At 57.6% G+C, this 14278-nt stretch carries 16 protein-coding genes; 7 read left to right on the top strand and 9 right to left on the bottom strand.

The genetic code is table 11. The features are described from left to right. Window positions 1-8 precede the first annotated feature (8 nt). On the bottom strand, window positions 9-2312 hold the full coding sequence (locus tag Q1A63_RS20080) for a DNA topoisomerase IV subunit A (RefSeq protein WP_299632408.1): 2304 nt from the start codon (window positions 2310-2312) through the stop codon (window positions 9-11). Between the two features lie 203 nt (window positions 2313-2515). On the opposite strand from Q1A63_RS20080, the gene Q1A63_RS20075 reads away from it, so the two are divergent. The 6 genes from Q1A63_RS20075 to Q1A63_RS20050 all read left to right on the top strand — a co-directional run bounded on the left by Q1A63_RS20075 (window position 2516) and on the right by Q1A63_RS20050 (window position 6861). After that, on the top strand, window positions 2516-3136 hold the full coding sequence (locus Q1A63_RS20075) for an SH3 domain-containing protein (RefSeq protein ID WP_298974857.1): 621 nt from the start codon (window positions 2516-2518) through the stop codon (window positions 3134-3136). A gap of 57 nt (window positions 3137-3193) precedes the next feature. Next, a complete protein-coding gene (locus Q1A63_RS20070; protein WP_298974856.1) occupies window positions 3194-4024 on the top strand; it encodes an SDR family NAD(P)-dependent oxidoreductase in 831 nt (276 codons plus the stop codon). Between the two features lie 82 nt (window positions 4025-4106). Beyond that, window positions 4107-4313, top strand: a complete 207-nt coding sequence (locus Q1A63_RS20065) for a twin transmembrane helix small protein (protein WP_298974855.1) — start codon at window positions 4107-4109, stop codon at window positions 4311-4313. 1 nt (window position 4314) lies between these two features. Then, window positions 4315-4887, top strand: coding sequence for a cob(I)yrinic acid a,c-diamide adenosyltransferase (locus Q1A63_RS20060; RefSeq protein WP_298974854.1), 573 nt, complete (start codon window positions 4315-4317; stop codon window positions 4885-4887). 289 nt (window positions 4888-5176) lie between these two features. Beyond that, window positions 5177-5935 (top strand): electron transfer flavoprotein subunit beta/FixA family protein, encoded by a 759-nt coding sequence (locus Q1A63_RS20055; protein ID WP_298974853.1) that lies wholly within the window; start codon window positions 5177-5179, stop codon window positions 5933-5935. Further along, window positions 5935-6861 (top strand): FAD-binding protein, encoded by a 927-nt coding sequence (locus Q1A63_RS20050; protein WP_298974852.1) that lies wholly within the window; start codon window positions 5935-5937, stop codon window positions 6859-6861. The genes Q1A63_RS20055 and Q1A63_RS20050 overlap by 1 nt, the downstream gene beginning before the upstream one ends. 56 nt (window positions 6862-6917) lie before the next feature. On the opposite strand, the gene Q1A63_RS20045 is transcribed toward Q1A63_RS20050, so the two are convergent. Next, window positions 6918-7754 carry a DUF6473 family protein gene (locus Q1A63_RS20045; RefSeq protein WP_298974851.1) on the bottom strand — a complete coding sequence of 279 codons (837 nt, stop codon included), beginning with the start codon at window positions 7752-7754 and terminating at the stop codon, window positions 6918-6920. Between the two features lie 157 nt (window positions 7755-7911). On the opposite strand from Q1A63_RS20045, the gene Q1A63_RS20040 reads away from it, so the two are divergent. Then, window positions 7912-8787, top strand: a complete 876-nt coding sequence (locus Q1A63_RS20040; RefSeq protein ID WP_298974850.1) for a 3-hydroxybutyryl-CoA dehydrogenase — start codon at window positions 7912-7914, stop codon at window positions 8785-8787. 49 nt (window positions 8788-8836) lie between these two features. Here Q1A63_RS20040 and Q1A63_RS20035 read toward each other — a convergent pair whose 3' ends face one another. The 7 genes from Q1A63_RS20035 to Q1A63_RS20005 are packed head-to-tail and all read right to left on the bottom strand — an operon-like array spanning window position 8837 to window position 14222. Next, a complete protein-coding gene (locus tag Q1A63_RS20035; protein ID WP_298974849.1) occupies window positions 8837-9718 on the bottom strand; it encodes a lysophospholipid acyltransferase family protein in 882 nt (293 codons plus the stop codon). A 43-nt stretch (window positions 9719-9761) separates the two neighbouring features. Further along, window positions 9762-10031 carry an HPr family phosphocarrier protein gene (locus Q1A63_RS20030; RefSeq protein WP_298974848.1) on the bottom strand — a complete coding sequence of 90 codons (270 nt, stop codon included), beginning with the start codon at window positions 10029-10031 and terminating at the stop codon, window positions 9762-9764. A gap of 8 nt (window positions 10032-10039) precedes the next feature. Beyond that, the gene (locus Q1A63_RS20025; RefSeq protein WP_298974847.1) at window positions 10040-10441 is read right to left on the bottom strand and encodes a PTS fructose transporter subunit IIA; all 402 of its coding nucleotides are present in this window, start codon (window positions 10439-10441) and stop codon (window positions 10040-10042) included. Between the two features lie 3 nt (window positions 10442-10444). Continuing rightward, window positions 10445-11332 (bottom strand): RNase adapter RapZ, encoded by an 888-nt coding sequence (gene rapZ / locus Q1A63_RS20020; RefSeq protein WP_298974846.1) that lies wholly within the window; start codon window positions 11330-11332, stop codon window positions 10445-10447. Next, window positions 11332-11787 (bottom strand): HPr kinase/phosphatase C-terminal domain-containing protein, encoded by a 456-nt coding sequence (locus Q1A63_RS20015; protein ID WP_298974845.1) that lies wholly within the window; start codon window positions 11785-11787, stop codon window positions 11332-11334. Before Q1A63_RS20015 ends, rapZ begins: the two co-directional genes overlap by 1 nt. A 3-nt stretch (window positions 11788-11790) precedes the next feature. Next, a complete protein-coding gene (locus tag Q1A63_RS20010; RefSeq protein ID WP_299632407.1) occupies window positions 11791-13512 on the bottom strand; it encodes a sensor histidine kinase in 1722 nt (573 codons plus the stop codon). Between the two features lie 8 nt (window positions 13513-13520). Continuing rightward, entirely contained in the window at window positions 13521-14222 is a 702-nt protein-coding gene (locus Q1A63_RS20005) for a response regulator transcription factor (RefSeq protein ID WP_298974843.1), read from the bottom strand. Window positions 14223-14278 lie beyond the last annotated feature (56 nt).

The following is a 14278-nucleotide window of genomic DNA, read 5'->3' as shown; positions in this document are numbered from 1 at the left end:
TGGGGGTGTCAGGTGAATTTATTGTCCCGCGGGAAACCGCGTGGGGCCATGCGGCCTGCACTGGCGCGTTTGCCGGTCCATTCCGCCAGTTCCGTTTCAGTCCGCGTGCGCCCGGCTGGATCCAGCCAACTGAGACCGTCCGTACGGGCAAATGTCGTTGCATCACACAGCCCGCCGTCCTTGTACTTCTGCAACCGTACGCCCTTACCCCGGCCCATTTCCGGCAGCTCATCAAGGTCGAAAACCAGTACCTTGCGGTTCTCACCGACCACCGCAATGCTATCGCCCTGAACCGGTTTGCACACCAGCGCGCGGGTGTCGCCGCGCACGTTCAGCACCTGTTTACCGGACCGTGTTTGCGCCACCACGTCATCTTCGGGCACGATGAACCCATCCCCGGCATTTGACGCGACCAAAAGCTTCCGACCGGCCTGATGGGTCAGGATGGTGACAATCTCCGCTTCGTTCGGCAGATCCACCATCAGCCGCAGCGGCTCCCCCATCCCGCGCCCGCCGGGCAGGTTGGCGGCAGACACCGTATAGAAACGGCCATTCGAGCCAAAGACCAACAGACGATCCGTGGTCTCGGCGTGGAAGATGAACCGCGGGCCATCCCCGTCCTTGAATTTCAACTCACGGGTCAGGTCAATGTGGCCAGTCATCGCCCGGACCCAGCCCATTTGTGAGCAGACCACAGTGATCGGCTCGCGGTCGATCATGGCCTCAATCGGCACCTCTTCGATCACCGCCCCTTCGGCAAATGTGGTGCGCCGCGCGCCGCCCTCGTACTCCTTGCCGAACTGTTTTTTAGTCTCGCGCAGTTGCGCGGTGATGCTGTCCCACTGCAGTTGTGGGTTCTCAAGCAGATCCTCAAGGCCCGCGCGTTCTTCCATCAAGTCGGATTGCTCGCGCAGCAGTTCCATTTCCTCCAGGCGCCGCAAGGACCGCAACCGCATATTGAGGATGGCTTCGGCCTGCACCTCGCTCAGCTCGCCCTCTCCGGGCGGCGGTGAGACATAATCCGCCTCGTCCATCGCCCGCACATGCGATTTTCCCCAATCCTCACGCATCAGCGCGGCCTTGGGGTCTTCGTCATAGCGAATGATATCGATCACCCGGTCGAGGTTCAGGAACGCAACGATGAAGCCTTCCAGCACTTCGAGCCGATGATCGATTTTTTCCAACCGGTGCGTCGACCGGCGGATCAGAACCTCCTGGCGGTGATCAAGGAAGGCGCGCAGCACCTCCTTCATTGAGCAGACCTTAGGCGTCAGCCCATCGATCAGCACGTTCATGTTCAGTGAAAACCGCACTTCCAGATCGCAGTTCCGAAAGAGCATGCCCATCAGGACTTCTGGATCGACCGACCGTGAGCGCGGTTCGATGATCATCCGCACGTCATCCGCAGATTCGTCGCGCACATCGCCAAGGATCGGGATTTTCTTGGTCTGGATCAACTCGGCGATTTTCTCGATCAGCTTGGATTTCTGCACCTGATACGGGATTTCCGTGACCACGATCTGCCACTGCCCGCGCCCCAGGTCCTCAACCTCCCAGCGACACCGCAACCGGAACGACCCGCGCCCGGTCCGGTAGGCCGTGGCGATATTCTCAGGCGGTTCAACGATCACCCCGCCGGTCGGAAAATCCGGCCCGGGGACGTAGTTCAGCAGGGTATCATCGCGCGCATCCGGCGTTTTGATCAGGTGAATGCAGGCGTCACAGAGCTCTGCGATGTTATGGGGGGGAATGTTCGTGGCCATCCCCACCGCGATCCCACTGGAGCCATTGGCCAGCAGGTTCGGGAACTGCGCGGGCAGCACGGCAGGCTCTGTCAGCGTGCCATCATAGTTTTCCCGGAAATCGACGGCGTTCTCGTTCAACCCTTCGAGCATGGCCTCGGCCACGGCGGTCATCCGCGCCTCGGTATAGCGGCTGGCGGCCGGGTTATCGCCGTCAATATTGCCAAAATTACCCTGACCATCGACCAGCGGGTAGCGCACGTTGAAATCCTGCGCCAGCCGCGCCATCGCGTCATAGATCGCCGCATCCCCATGCGGGTGGTAGTTGCCCATGACATCGCCGGAAATCTTGGCTGATTTCCGAAACCCGCCGGTTGAGGTCAGTCGCAATTCACGCATGGCGTAAAGGATCCGGCGGTGCACCGGCTTCAGCCCGTCACGCGCATCGGGCAATGCCCGGTGCATGATCGTGCTGAGCGCATAGGTCAGATAACGCTCGCCCAAGGCCCGACGCAAAGGTTCGGACAGGTCAGCGGGGGGCATGTCGGGAGTGTCTATATCGTCGGCCATCGGATGTTGTGTACCCCCCCGGTACGCGCCGAACAAGCGCGATATGGCGTAAAACGCATCTGCTCGCCGTGGCACCGCCGCAACAGGTTCAAATTGACGATTGCAGAGCCAGTTTCCCACTCACGGAAACCAATTTGGATTGTTATGGACCCAAATGGCAGAGAAACGTGTTAGTCTGTCAGAAGTTGTACGAGGGTAATTAAATGAAGCGATTCATTCTGTTGAGTTTTGGTTTTATGGCATTGGCATTTTATGAACTGAGCGGCGGGGCCGATTTCGACCCGGTCGCGGCGCGCAACGCAGCCGTTATGGCGCGTACGGATGGCGCACTTCCCGCAGAACCCGTTGAGGTCGCAGCAGCCGAGACCAATGCGCCCGAGGTGACGCGCATGTCGCTCAGCCTGACGTCTTTTGAGGATGTGCTGACCGAGAGAGAGGCCCCCGCACCCCCCGCGGCTGAAACGCCCGCCGCACCCGAGCCACAGGTGGCAGCGCTGGAGACGCCGAACGTGATCGGCATCACGGCAGTGACCTTTGACGGTACGCCCGACGCGCAGGGCGTCGTGCCGAGCATCATTTTCCCCGGCACAAGCACGCAAGCCTCCTCTGCCGCTGTTTCCACCCCGCGCGACATCCGATTTGTCTCGGCTGCGGTGGTGAACATGCGCGGCGGGCCAGGCACGGGCTTTGACGTGGTCACCAAGCTGAACCGCGACACGCAGGTCGAAATCCTGCAGGATGACGGTACAGGATGGGTGAAACTGCGCCCGCTCACTGGCGGCCCCGAAGGCTGGATCGCCGACTATCTTCTGACCAACGGATAAGCTTGCGCCCTGGCGCTCAAGTTGCCATTCCTGAGGGTGGCAACAGCGGAGAAGCTCTTGGCACAAAAATCGATACTGATCACCGGCTGCTCATCCGGCATCGGGTATAGCTGCGCGATTGGTCTGAAAGCCCAAGGCTGGCGCGTTTTCGCAGCCTGTCGCAAACAAGAAGATTGTGACAAATTAAAAGCTGAGGGGTTCGAGAGCCCGCGCCTGGACTACACAGACAGCGGAGCGATCGACGCAGCCCTTGCTGAGGTACTCGCGGCGACCGGCGGCACGCTGGACGCGCTTTTTAACAATGGGGCTCATGGCACTCCCGGTGCCGTGGAAGATTTGCCAACAGACGCGCTGCGCGCCATTTTCGAGGCTAATTTCTTTGGCTGGCACCACCTGACCCGCGCGGTGATACCGGTCATGAGGGCGCAGGGGCACGGGCGCATCGTGCAATGCTCCTCCGTCCTTGGTTTCGTGACAATGCCATGGCGCGGCGCTTACAATGCGACCAAATTCGCGCTGGAAGGGTTGACCGACACGATGCGGATCGAGATGCGCGACACACCGATTGACATCATCCTGATCGAGCCCGGCCCGGTCACGTCCAAAATTCGGCAAAACGCCATTCCACATTACGAACGCTGGGTGGATTGGCGCACCTCTGCGCGGCGTGGGCAATACGAAACCGGGCTGAACAAAAGACTATACGAAGATCGCGGGCCAGACCCTTTTGAACTACCTGCAAATGCGGTTCTGGCCAAACTGATCCAGGCGTTGAATGCAACGCACCCTCGCCCGCGCTATTACGTCACAACGCCGACCTACATCATGGGCACATTGCGGCGGATATTGCCCACCCGCGCGCTAGATTGGGTGCTGTCACGCGGCTGAATGATGCCCGTCACAAAAAACCGGTTCGCTTTTTCAGGATGTCCGCCTACATGTGCGGCTGTGGAAGAAAAGGAAAAATGCTGTGGGTGACCCCCTATTCGTGATTGCCGTTCTGGCCTGCCTTGCGGTTGTGGTTGTGTTGATGTTGGGCCTGGGGGGCTTTGCCAAAGGCGGTGCGTTCAACAAGAAAAACGCCAACAAGCTGATGCGCTACCGGATCGGGGCGCAGTTCATCGCCGTATGTCTGATCCTTGCCTATGTCTTTTTCCGCAGCCAAGGGGGCCAGTGAAATGGTTGTATTGAACAAGATTTACACCAAGACAGGCGATGCCGGTGAAACGGCGCTTGGCAACGGCGCACGGGTCGCCAAACACGCGTTGCGCGTCACCGCTTATGGCACGTCGGACGAGCTGAACTCCTTTGTCGGCGTTGCGCGGCTGGAAGCGACGGGTGAGGTCGATGGCGCGCTAAGCCGGATCCAGAATGACCTGTTTGATCTGGGGGCGGACCTCTGCCGCCCCGACATGGAACAGGACGCCGAAGCCGAATATCCGCCCCTGCGGATGATCGATGCGCAGGTGACGCGGCTGGAAAACGAGATTGACGCTATGAATGCCGAGCTTGATCCGCTGCGGAGTTTCATTCTGCCCGGTGGGTCCGCGCTGGCCGCGCATCTGCATGTTTGCCGCACGGTATCGCGCCGGGCCGAACGGCTTTGTGTGGAACTCGCGACGATGGAAGCGATCAATACCTCGGCCGTCAAATACCTCAATCGCCTCAGCGATTGGTTTTTCGTTGCCGCGCGCATGGCAAACAATGGCGGCAAGGACGATGTGTTGTGGGTGCCTGGCGCGAACCGCTGAAAGCGGCGCTGCCGCCGGTCGCGACGGCAGGCTTTTGAAAAAGAGAGCCACCTACATTGCCACAGGGTGACCCGGCAAACCGTTCGGGCGCGTGATTTGTCGCCCTTGCATTGCATCTCATCGGAAATTTTTGCTCCAAACCGGGAAATTCGTTAAAAACGCGGCGTTCCTGTGCGCGGGCGTGACGATTTTACACTGTTTCATGCAGCTAAGCTTGGTTAAACCACACCTCAGATAAAAATCTGGCTTGCGCATCGCGTGAGTCGCCATCCTAAGGAGAGAGACGCCAATGAAGGTTCTGGTACCTGTCAAACGCGTGATCGATTACAACGTGAAAGTGCGCGTCAAAGCGGACGGATCGGGTGTTGATCTTGCCAATGTGAAAATGTCGATGAACCCGTTTGACGAGATTTCCGTCGAACAGGCCATCCGCCTCAAAGAAGCAGGACAGGCCGACGAAGTGGTCGTGGTCTCCATCGGCGTGAAGCAAAGCCAGGAAACGCTGCGCACAGCCCTGGCGATGGGCGCGGACCGCGCCATTCTGGTGATCGCCGCGGATGACGTGCATCAGGACATTGAGCCGCTGAGCGTGGCCAAAATTCTCAAAGCCATTGTGGACGAAGAGCAGCCGGGCCTCGTGCTCTGCGGCAAGCAGGCGATCGACAACGATATGAATGCTACTGGTCAGATGCTGAGCGCTCTGATGGGCTGGAGCCAGGCAACCTTTGCTTCCGAAGTCGCGATTGAGGGCGAGCATGCGGTTGTCAGCCGCGAAGTGGACGGCGGCATGCAAACCATCAAAGTGACCATGCCAACCGTGATCACCGTCGATTTGCGCCTCAATGAGCCGCGTTACGCGTCGCTGCCGAACATCATGAAAGCCAAGAAAAAGCCATTGGATGAGAAATCCGCGGCGGATTACGGCGTTGATGTAACCCCCCGCCTTGAAATCGTGCAAACCGTGGAGCCCGAAGCGCGCGCGGCAGGCATCAAGGTTGGTTCGGTCGAAGAACTGGTATCGAAACTCAAAGAAGCGGGGGCTGTGTAATGGCTGTTCTACTCCTTGCAGAAGTAACCGATGGCGAACTGGCGATGGATGCCACGTCAAAAGCTGTGACCGCTGCCAAGATGCTGGGTGATGTGACCGTTCTGGCGGCTGGCGGATCTGCCGCCGCAGCTGGCGAGGCAGCATCCAAGATCGAGGGTGTGAGCAAAGTGCTGGTGGCCGAAGATGCAACGCTGGGTCACCGCCTTGCAGAATCCACAGCCGCATTGATCGTTTCGCTGTCAGGCGATTATGAGCACATTGTCGCCCCTGCGACCACCGACGCCAAAAACGTCATGCCGCGTGTGGCGGCATTGCTGGATGTCATGGTGATTTCGGACGCCTCCGGTGTTGTCGATGGCAGTACATTCGAGCGACCGATCTATGCCGGCAATGCGGTTCAAACCGTGAAATCCGCAGACGCCAAGAAAGTCGTGACCTTCCGGACGTCGACCTTTGACGCTGCGGGTGAAGGCGGATCGGCTGCCGTTGAAGCGGTCTCGGCTGCTGACGACCCTGGCCTCAGTGAATGGGTCGAGGACAAGGTGGCGGCAAGTGATCGCCCGGAACTGACCTCTGCTGGCGTCGTTGTTTCCGGTGGCCGCGGTGTTGGCTCCGAAGATGACTTTGCCCTGATCGAAAAGCTAGCTGACAAACTGGGCGCTGCTGTGGGCGCATCCCGCGCCGCGGTAGACTCAGGCTACGCCCCCAACGATTGGCAGGTTGGTCAGACCGGTAAAGTGGTTGCACCCGATCTTTATGTGGCGGTTGGCATCTCAGGCGCCATCCAGCACTTGGCGGGCATGAAGGATTCCAAGATCATCGTGGCCATCAACAAGGACGAAGAGGCGCCTATCTTCCAGGTCGCGGACTATGGTCTGGTCGCGGATCTCTTCTCGGCGGTTCCAGAGCTGATCGAAAAACTCTGACCCCTCAGACATGCTTTAAATAACCAAGGCCGCGCTTTTTTTGCGCGGCCTTTTTGTTAAATCAGATCGTGCAGCACTTCTCCCAGTTGACGGGCAACCTCGCCGTGCGCTTTGGGGCCCAGCATTTCCGCCGCTGCCATGGCTTCCATTTGGCTGAACACCATACCGTCGGTGCCTGCCGCCAAGGCCTCGGGCGTCACAACAACTTCAACGAAGCTGTTGGCCCAGGGCTTCAACTCATCCAGCATCTGCCGGGTCACAAAGAGTGGCGTCTTGGCCTTCGCCGGATCCAGCCCGATCGGTTCTTCGCTTAACGGCGCGTGATCGGCAAACCAAACCAATACCGTTTTGCCGGAAATACGCTTGAGCAAGAGCTGCATGCGGGCCAACCACGCCTTTTGCAGCTCACCCCGCACCACCGCAAAGCGATCTTTGGAAACCTGATAGAGGCAGCTCAGCATGTGTTTGGTAAAATGAAACTCTGCAAAATCGACCTCCGGATACACGGCGGACAAGAGCGGCGAAGCCGTCACAAACCGGTCGTTGCGACGCGGATGTACCGTGTAAAATCGGTTTGAAAGATTCTGCGCGCCGATAACCTGAACGACCGTTGCAACGGACCCGTTGCACGCATCACCGATCAAGGCGTCATTTACGAGCACATCAACACCCGCGTTCGAGACACCGAAATTGACGCAATTCACACCCAAATCGCTTTCCACAAGCGCCGGAAACGGGCTCTTGATAAATTTTCCATATGTTGCAGTGCCACCAAGGAACGCGACATAGGGCGCGTCCAGCCGTCGTTGTGGCCCTCTAAACAACAATTTCGAATTGCCATAACGACATGGCGCATAGTCGAGAGCCCCCGCCCCCAGAACGTCATAGGTCATAAAACCCACCTCTTTTGAATCACCCAATACGCAATGTGCACGCCGGACCCTTAGATTCTGTTAAACGGCGAATTTGCCCCGTATTTTAAGCAGCATGCGGCCTTGCGGCTCACCGAGCAGGCACCGTAGAGTGCAGGAAACCTAGAAGGGGCGTCCGATGGACATCAAAGCGATCGGAATTGTGGGTGCGGGTCAGATGGGCAACGGCATTGCCCATGTCATGGCGCTCGCCGGATATGATATTCTGCTGAATGACATCAGCCAGGACGCTCTGGATGCCGCGATGGCCCTGATGACCAAGAATATGGAGCGGCAGGTATCGCGGGGCAAAATCACCGGGGAGGATCAGGCTCAGGCCCTCGCACGGATCAAGACCACCCAGACACTGACGGAACTGGGGCAGACGGACCTGATCATCGAGGCGGCCACAGAGCGTGAAGCCGTGAAACAGGCGATCTTCGAAGATCTTGTCCCGCATTTGCAGCCGCATACGATTTTGACCTCCAATACATCTTCCATTTCGATCACGCGACTGGCCAGCCGCACCGACCGGCCAGAGAAATTCATGGGCTTTCATTTCATGAACCCTGTGCCCGTGATGCAATTGGTTGAGCTCATTCGCGGCATCGCGACGGATGAGCCAACCTTTACCGCCTGCAAGGAAGTGGTTGATCGGCTGGGAAAGACGGCCGCTTCGGCAGAGGACTTTCCCGCATTTATCGTCAATCGGATTCTGATGCCGATGATCAACGAGGCCGTATATACGCTCTACGAGGGCGTCGGCAGCGTTCAGTCCATCGACAGCTCAATGAAACTGGGCGCGAACCATCCGATGGGGCCGCTGGAGCTTGCTGACTTTATTGGCCTGGATACATGTCTTGCGATCATGAATGTGCTGCACGACGGGTTGGCGGATACCAAGTATCGCCCCTGCCCGCTGTTGACCAAATATGTGGAAGCAGGCTGGCTTGGGCGCAAGACTCAGCGTGGTTTCTACGATTACCGTGGCGAAACGCCTACACCAACGCGCTGAACGCAGCGACGGTCGACCATGCGGCCACAGTGTTCGATGTCGATATGGTTTAGTCTTCCAAAGACAGCGTGTGGTCCCGCAACCAGGCCATGAACCCGCGCGGGTCATCGTCCCATTTGCTCAAGTCCTCTTGGGACAACGGATGTCCCACAATTGGAGCCTGCGGTTTGTTGAGCGAATGCACGATTTCATGCAGCAACAGCCCCTGTCGCAGCATCGGTGACACCTTGTTGGCAATTTGATAGGCACGCGAGTTCTGCCCCAGAAATTTGATCGGCACGACTGTCGCGCCCGACCGCCGGATCAGCTTGGCGGTGAAGACGTTCCACTCACCCTCGACCGCGGGCCCAAAATAGGTTTCGGACGCGGCAACACCGCCTGACGGGAAGAGCGCAACGACACCGCCCTCTTTCAAATGCGTCATCGCCTTGGCACGCATTTCAACGCCTTTGCGTTGCGCGTCAGGATCATGCGGAAACGGTACCGGGATCATATAGGACCCGGCGACCTCATCGATCACGGTCAGTAACGAGCGGGTCAGGATGCGATAATCCGGGCGCACACGGCCAATCAGATCGGCAAAGATCATGCCGTCTACCATACCATGGGGATGGTTTGAGACGACAATCACCGGCCCCGTTTTCGGGATCCTGTCCAATTGCACTTGCGGTGTGAGCAGATCGATCCCCATCACATCCAGAGCCGCGCGCCAGAATGCCTGACCCTTTGGCGCGCCTCGCCGTTCAAATTTCTTGACCAGCCGCAGAATGGTGAGCTTGCCCGTGAAGGCCTCGATTACCCTGATAACGGTCGATTTCCAGGGATCCTCGAAGGTCGACGCATAGGAAAGACTTCTGCGGTCATATTGATTAAAATTGACCGGATCAGCCTCACCTGTGGCTATGTTGACGTCTTGTGTGCTCTCTACCAAGACCCGTTACCTTGTTTCATGCGCTGAACGCCGATGTGTTACGTCACTGACCTTCGCCAAACTTTTCTGCCACAAGCGTTCTCAGCGCAGCTGCCAACGCATCAGCGTCCGGACCGGAGGTCGTCACGTCAATAATGCTTCCCTTGGACGCTGCCAACATCAAAAGTCCCATAATACTGTCACCTGATGCAGTCATGCCATCCTTGGAAATCTCGGCGCTCGCGTCAAATCCTTCGACAACCTCCACCAATTTCGCGGATGCGCGGGCGTGAAGACCCTTTTCGTTTACGATTTCTAGCGTGCAGTCGGTCATAGTCTCGTTTAGCTTTCCTGATCGGCGCTGATATTCTGGCTGTCGATGTACTTCTTACCGGCTTCGAGAGCCAGCCGCACCGCGTCTGATACGGTTTTCTGACGACTCTTTGCCAGTTTGATCAACATCGGCAAATTGGCACCATAAAGAATGCGCCGATCACCAGGCTGGCACGCCAAAAGGCTTAGATTCGAGGGCGAGCCGCCATAGAGGTCGGTGACAACAACCACGCCGCCGCCCTGATCCACAGCATCGGCCGCGCTGCAAATCTCACGCTCTTTGGAGGATCGGTCGTGATCTGCTTCGATGGAAATCGCCCTGATCCCGATTTGGCGACCAACGACGTGTTCAACTGCTGCTAGATATTCTTTTGCCAAACCGCCATGTGCAACAATCACGATACCGATCACGGCTTATGCCTCTTCTTTCTTACGCAGGTCCAACTCGCGGTGTCTTATAGACACCTGCCAGCCAGCCTCCGCAAGCTGCAAAGCATGCCTTTCCGCCATAACCACCGAACGATGCTGGCCGCCGGTACACCCAAAGGCGATTGACAGGTAAGATTTTCCCTCCTCGCGATAAGCGGGCAAAAGCAACAGGCTCAGGTCCAGCACCTTTTCGGCGAATGCGCCGAATCTTGGATCCGCCGTAACATGCGCCTCAACGGCTTCTTGCGTCCCGTTCAATGCGCGCAGTTCAGGGACCCAATAGGGATTTGTCAGAAACCTGCAGTCAAACACTGTATCCACACTGCGCGGCAAACCGCGCTTATAGGAAAACGACTGTACAGAGACCGTCAACTTGCGCTGCCCGCCCGGCGCAAACCAATGTTCCACCTCGGCGCGCAATTGATGGACGTTCAGGTCACTGGTATCGATCAATATATCTGCCCGCGCCCGTAAAGGGGCAAGTATCTCCAGTTCTCGCATGATGCCTTCCGACGGGCGGTCATCTGGCGCAAGCGGGTGTCGACGCCGCGTTTCCGAAAATCTGCGCAGCAATACATCCGTCGTGCAATCCAGATACAAAAGTTCAGGCGCGAGCCCAGGAACACCAGTCAGCCGCCCCAGCAAATCGATGATCGTGTTGGTGGAAAAATCCCGGTTACGTGGATCAATGCCCAGCGCAAGCGGACGCTCTTGATGCGCCCCTTCGACCAGATGCGACAAAAGCCGCAGCGGCAGGTTATCCACCGTCTCGAAACCGGCATCCTCAAGGACGTTGAGCGCACTAGACCTCCCGGCGCCCGAAGGGCCGGAAACAAAAACAATTCTGCGCGCTGTTGGTTCGCTATCGGCCATTACGGATCTCTTCGCCCGCCCTTTAAGTATTGCAAAATCGCCGCAGGGAAATGGGGGCTGTCTACTTTGTGAAGACAGGGCACTTCGACACCCGCCAAAGTGAGCATATGTCTGCTGGGCAGACGCTGCATTTCCTCCCGATCCATATCGACAGCGACGGTCACGTGCACGTTTGTTACGTTCGCGGCCTTGAGCAGCCCAACGCCCCGCGCCTCGATCAAGCCCTTGATTGTCGGTGGCGGTGACGCAAGCAAAGTGCCGCTTTGTACTGTCAGGACAGTCTGATCATCGGCGACCAACGCGGCGCCATATGCCATCATTTGGAGCGCCAAGCTGGATTTGCCAGACCCCGCAGCGCCCAGGATCAGCGCGGCCCGACCGTCATACGCGACGCAGGTTGCGTGAATTGTTATGGCATCGTCTTCTTTGTAAGCCGTCGACGGACCAGCCTCCATCGGTCAGATCGGGAGTCCCACAACAAACCGCGCGCCCAAAGGATCAGAGGTGATATCGGCTTCGGTCGGGCGAATATTCTCCGCCCAGATCACCCCTCCGTGCGCTTCGACAATCTGCTTGGAGATCGCGAGACCAAGGCCCGAATTGTTCCCGAAATGCTCATCTGGGCGCTGTGAATAGAAGCGCTTGAAAATCTTCGCCAAGGCTTGGTCTGGAATGCCGGGCCCGGTGTCTTCAACAACAATCAATACGCGATTTTCCTTGGTGCGCGCCCAAATCCGTATTGCGTCTCCATCCTCGCAGAAAGAAATCGCATTGGTGATCAGGTTGACAAACACCTGTGCCAGGCGCGCTTCCAAACCATGCACCATGATCGATGTGTTGGGGAAATCAGTGATGAAATCGATGCCCTTTGACCGTGCGTCTTCGCCAAGATACTGACCCAGGTTTGACAGGGTCGTCACAACGTCAAACGCCTCTTCTTCTTCTTTGACCAGCTCACTGTCGAGCCTTGAAGCATTGGAGATATCACTGACCAAACGGTCCAGTCTGCGCACATCGTGGTCGATTACATCCAGCAGCTTTTCGCGCTGATCATCCCGTTTGACCATCCGAAGCGTGCCAACGGCGGACCGTAATGAGGCCAGTGGGTTTTTGATTTCATGCGCAACGTCCGCTGCAAACTGCTCGTTGCCATCAATCCGGTTGTAGAGCGCCGAAATCATGCCGCGCAACGCTCCGCTCAGACGGCCGATCTCATCGGGACGCGCAGTCAGGTCGGGAATACGGATACGACCGGGGTTCATCTTACGAGCGTTCTTGTCGCGCCCCAACTCGGCCGCCGCGGCCAGATCAGAGAGCGGATTGGCAATCGTCGAGGCCAGCACCAAACTCAATCCGACAGAAACCACCGTTGCGATGAGAAACATCTGAAGCACGCTTTCAAGCTCGCCCCGCACAAGGTTGTCAATCTCACCCGCCGCCGTGGCGACAGCTACAGCGCCGATGGCTCGGTCATCCTGCAGGATCGGCGTTACAACGGTGAAGAGCTTGCCGCCTGCGACATCCAGTTCGTTCCGGATTTGTGTGCCATTGACCATGCTGTCAATGATCCAAGGCTTCAGTTTGTCGGTGAGAGGGGTCTGATCCGCCACGGTAGGCTCAGAAAATGGGCCTGAGATTGTTGACCACAGCCAACCTAAGCCATCGGTCAGATAGGTTTGCGTGCTGGCACCACCGGCGATTGTGCCAGCCGTCAGCCTGCCTTCGGTATTTGCCACCAGTGTTTCCGATTGATCAAAAACGAAAACTTCGACACCACCCCGCAAATCCAGGCGATCCAGTGTGGCCAAAACGTCAACGCCATCGCCCGTGGCAAGATTGACCGGGGCGCCCGCAGGCAGTTTGGCTTCGATGACGTCAGCGATCAACTCGGCTTCAGATACAAGCGATGCCGCGCGCTGCAAGGCCAGGCTATCGCGAGAAGAACTGAGATAGGTAAACCCGGCGAACAGGAAAATCAGCGCAATCAGGTTCAAAGTAATGATTTTACGCGTCAGTGGTGACGCGCGCAGAGACAAAAGACCGCGACGCTCGCGGGTGGCGCGCATCTCGGTTTCGGTCGCATTTTCAGGTGCCACCCAGTCTTCGCCCAGGACAACATCGCCGTCCCGGGAAGGAGGTGGGGTCAGATCCCGCACAAAGTTCCTCTCGGCCAGAGCCATCTCTCCGGTTATTCTTCGTTATATCTGTAACCGATACCGTAGAGGGTCTCAATCGCGGAAAACTCATCATCAGCGGTACGCATCTTCTTGCGCAAACGCTTGATATGGCTGTCGATGGTGCGGTCATCGACATAGACCTGATCATCATAGGCCACGTCCATCAACTGATCGCGCGACTTAACAAACCCGGGCCGTTGCGCGAGCGCCTGCAGCAGTAGAAATTCGGTAACTGTCAGCGACACATCCCTGCCCTTCCAGCTCACGGCATGGCGCAGCGGATCCATTCGCAAATCCCCGCGTTCCATGACTTTTGTCTCTTCGCTGTCCGCAACCACATCGCCCGCAACCGCATCCTGACGGCGCAACAGGGCCCGGATACGTTCCACCAGCAACCGCTGCGAAAAGGGTTTCTTGACGTAATCATCTGCGCCCATGCGCAACCCCAGAACCTCATCGATCTCGTCGTCTTTCGAGGTCAGGAAGATCACCGGCATCGCGGTTTTCTGACGCAGGCGCTGCAGCAGGTCCATCCCATCCATGCGCGGCATCTTGATGTCGAGCACTGCCATATCCGGCAGTTTCTTGTTGAACGCATCCAGCGCAGCCTGCCCGTCATTGTAAGTTTCGACCTCAAAACCTTCGGCTTCGAGTGTCATGGATACAGACGTCAGGATATTCCTGTCGTCGTCCACCAATGCAATCTTAGACATTACCCGTTTCCTTGTACTGCTCGTTTATTAGATTTTTTTGGGCAATTGATCATTTT

The organism is uncultured Roseobacter sp. (assembly GCF_947499265.1).
In the GTDB taxonomy this organism is placed as follows: domain Bacteria; phylum Pseudomonadota; class Alphaproteobacteria; order Rhodobacterales; family Rhodobacteraceae; genus Roseobacter.
This window is presented reverse-complemented; position numbering and strand designations above follow the sequence as displayed.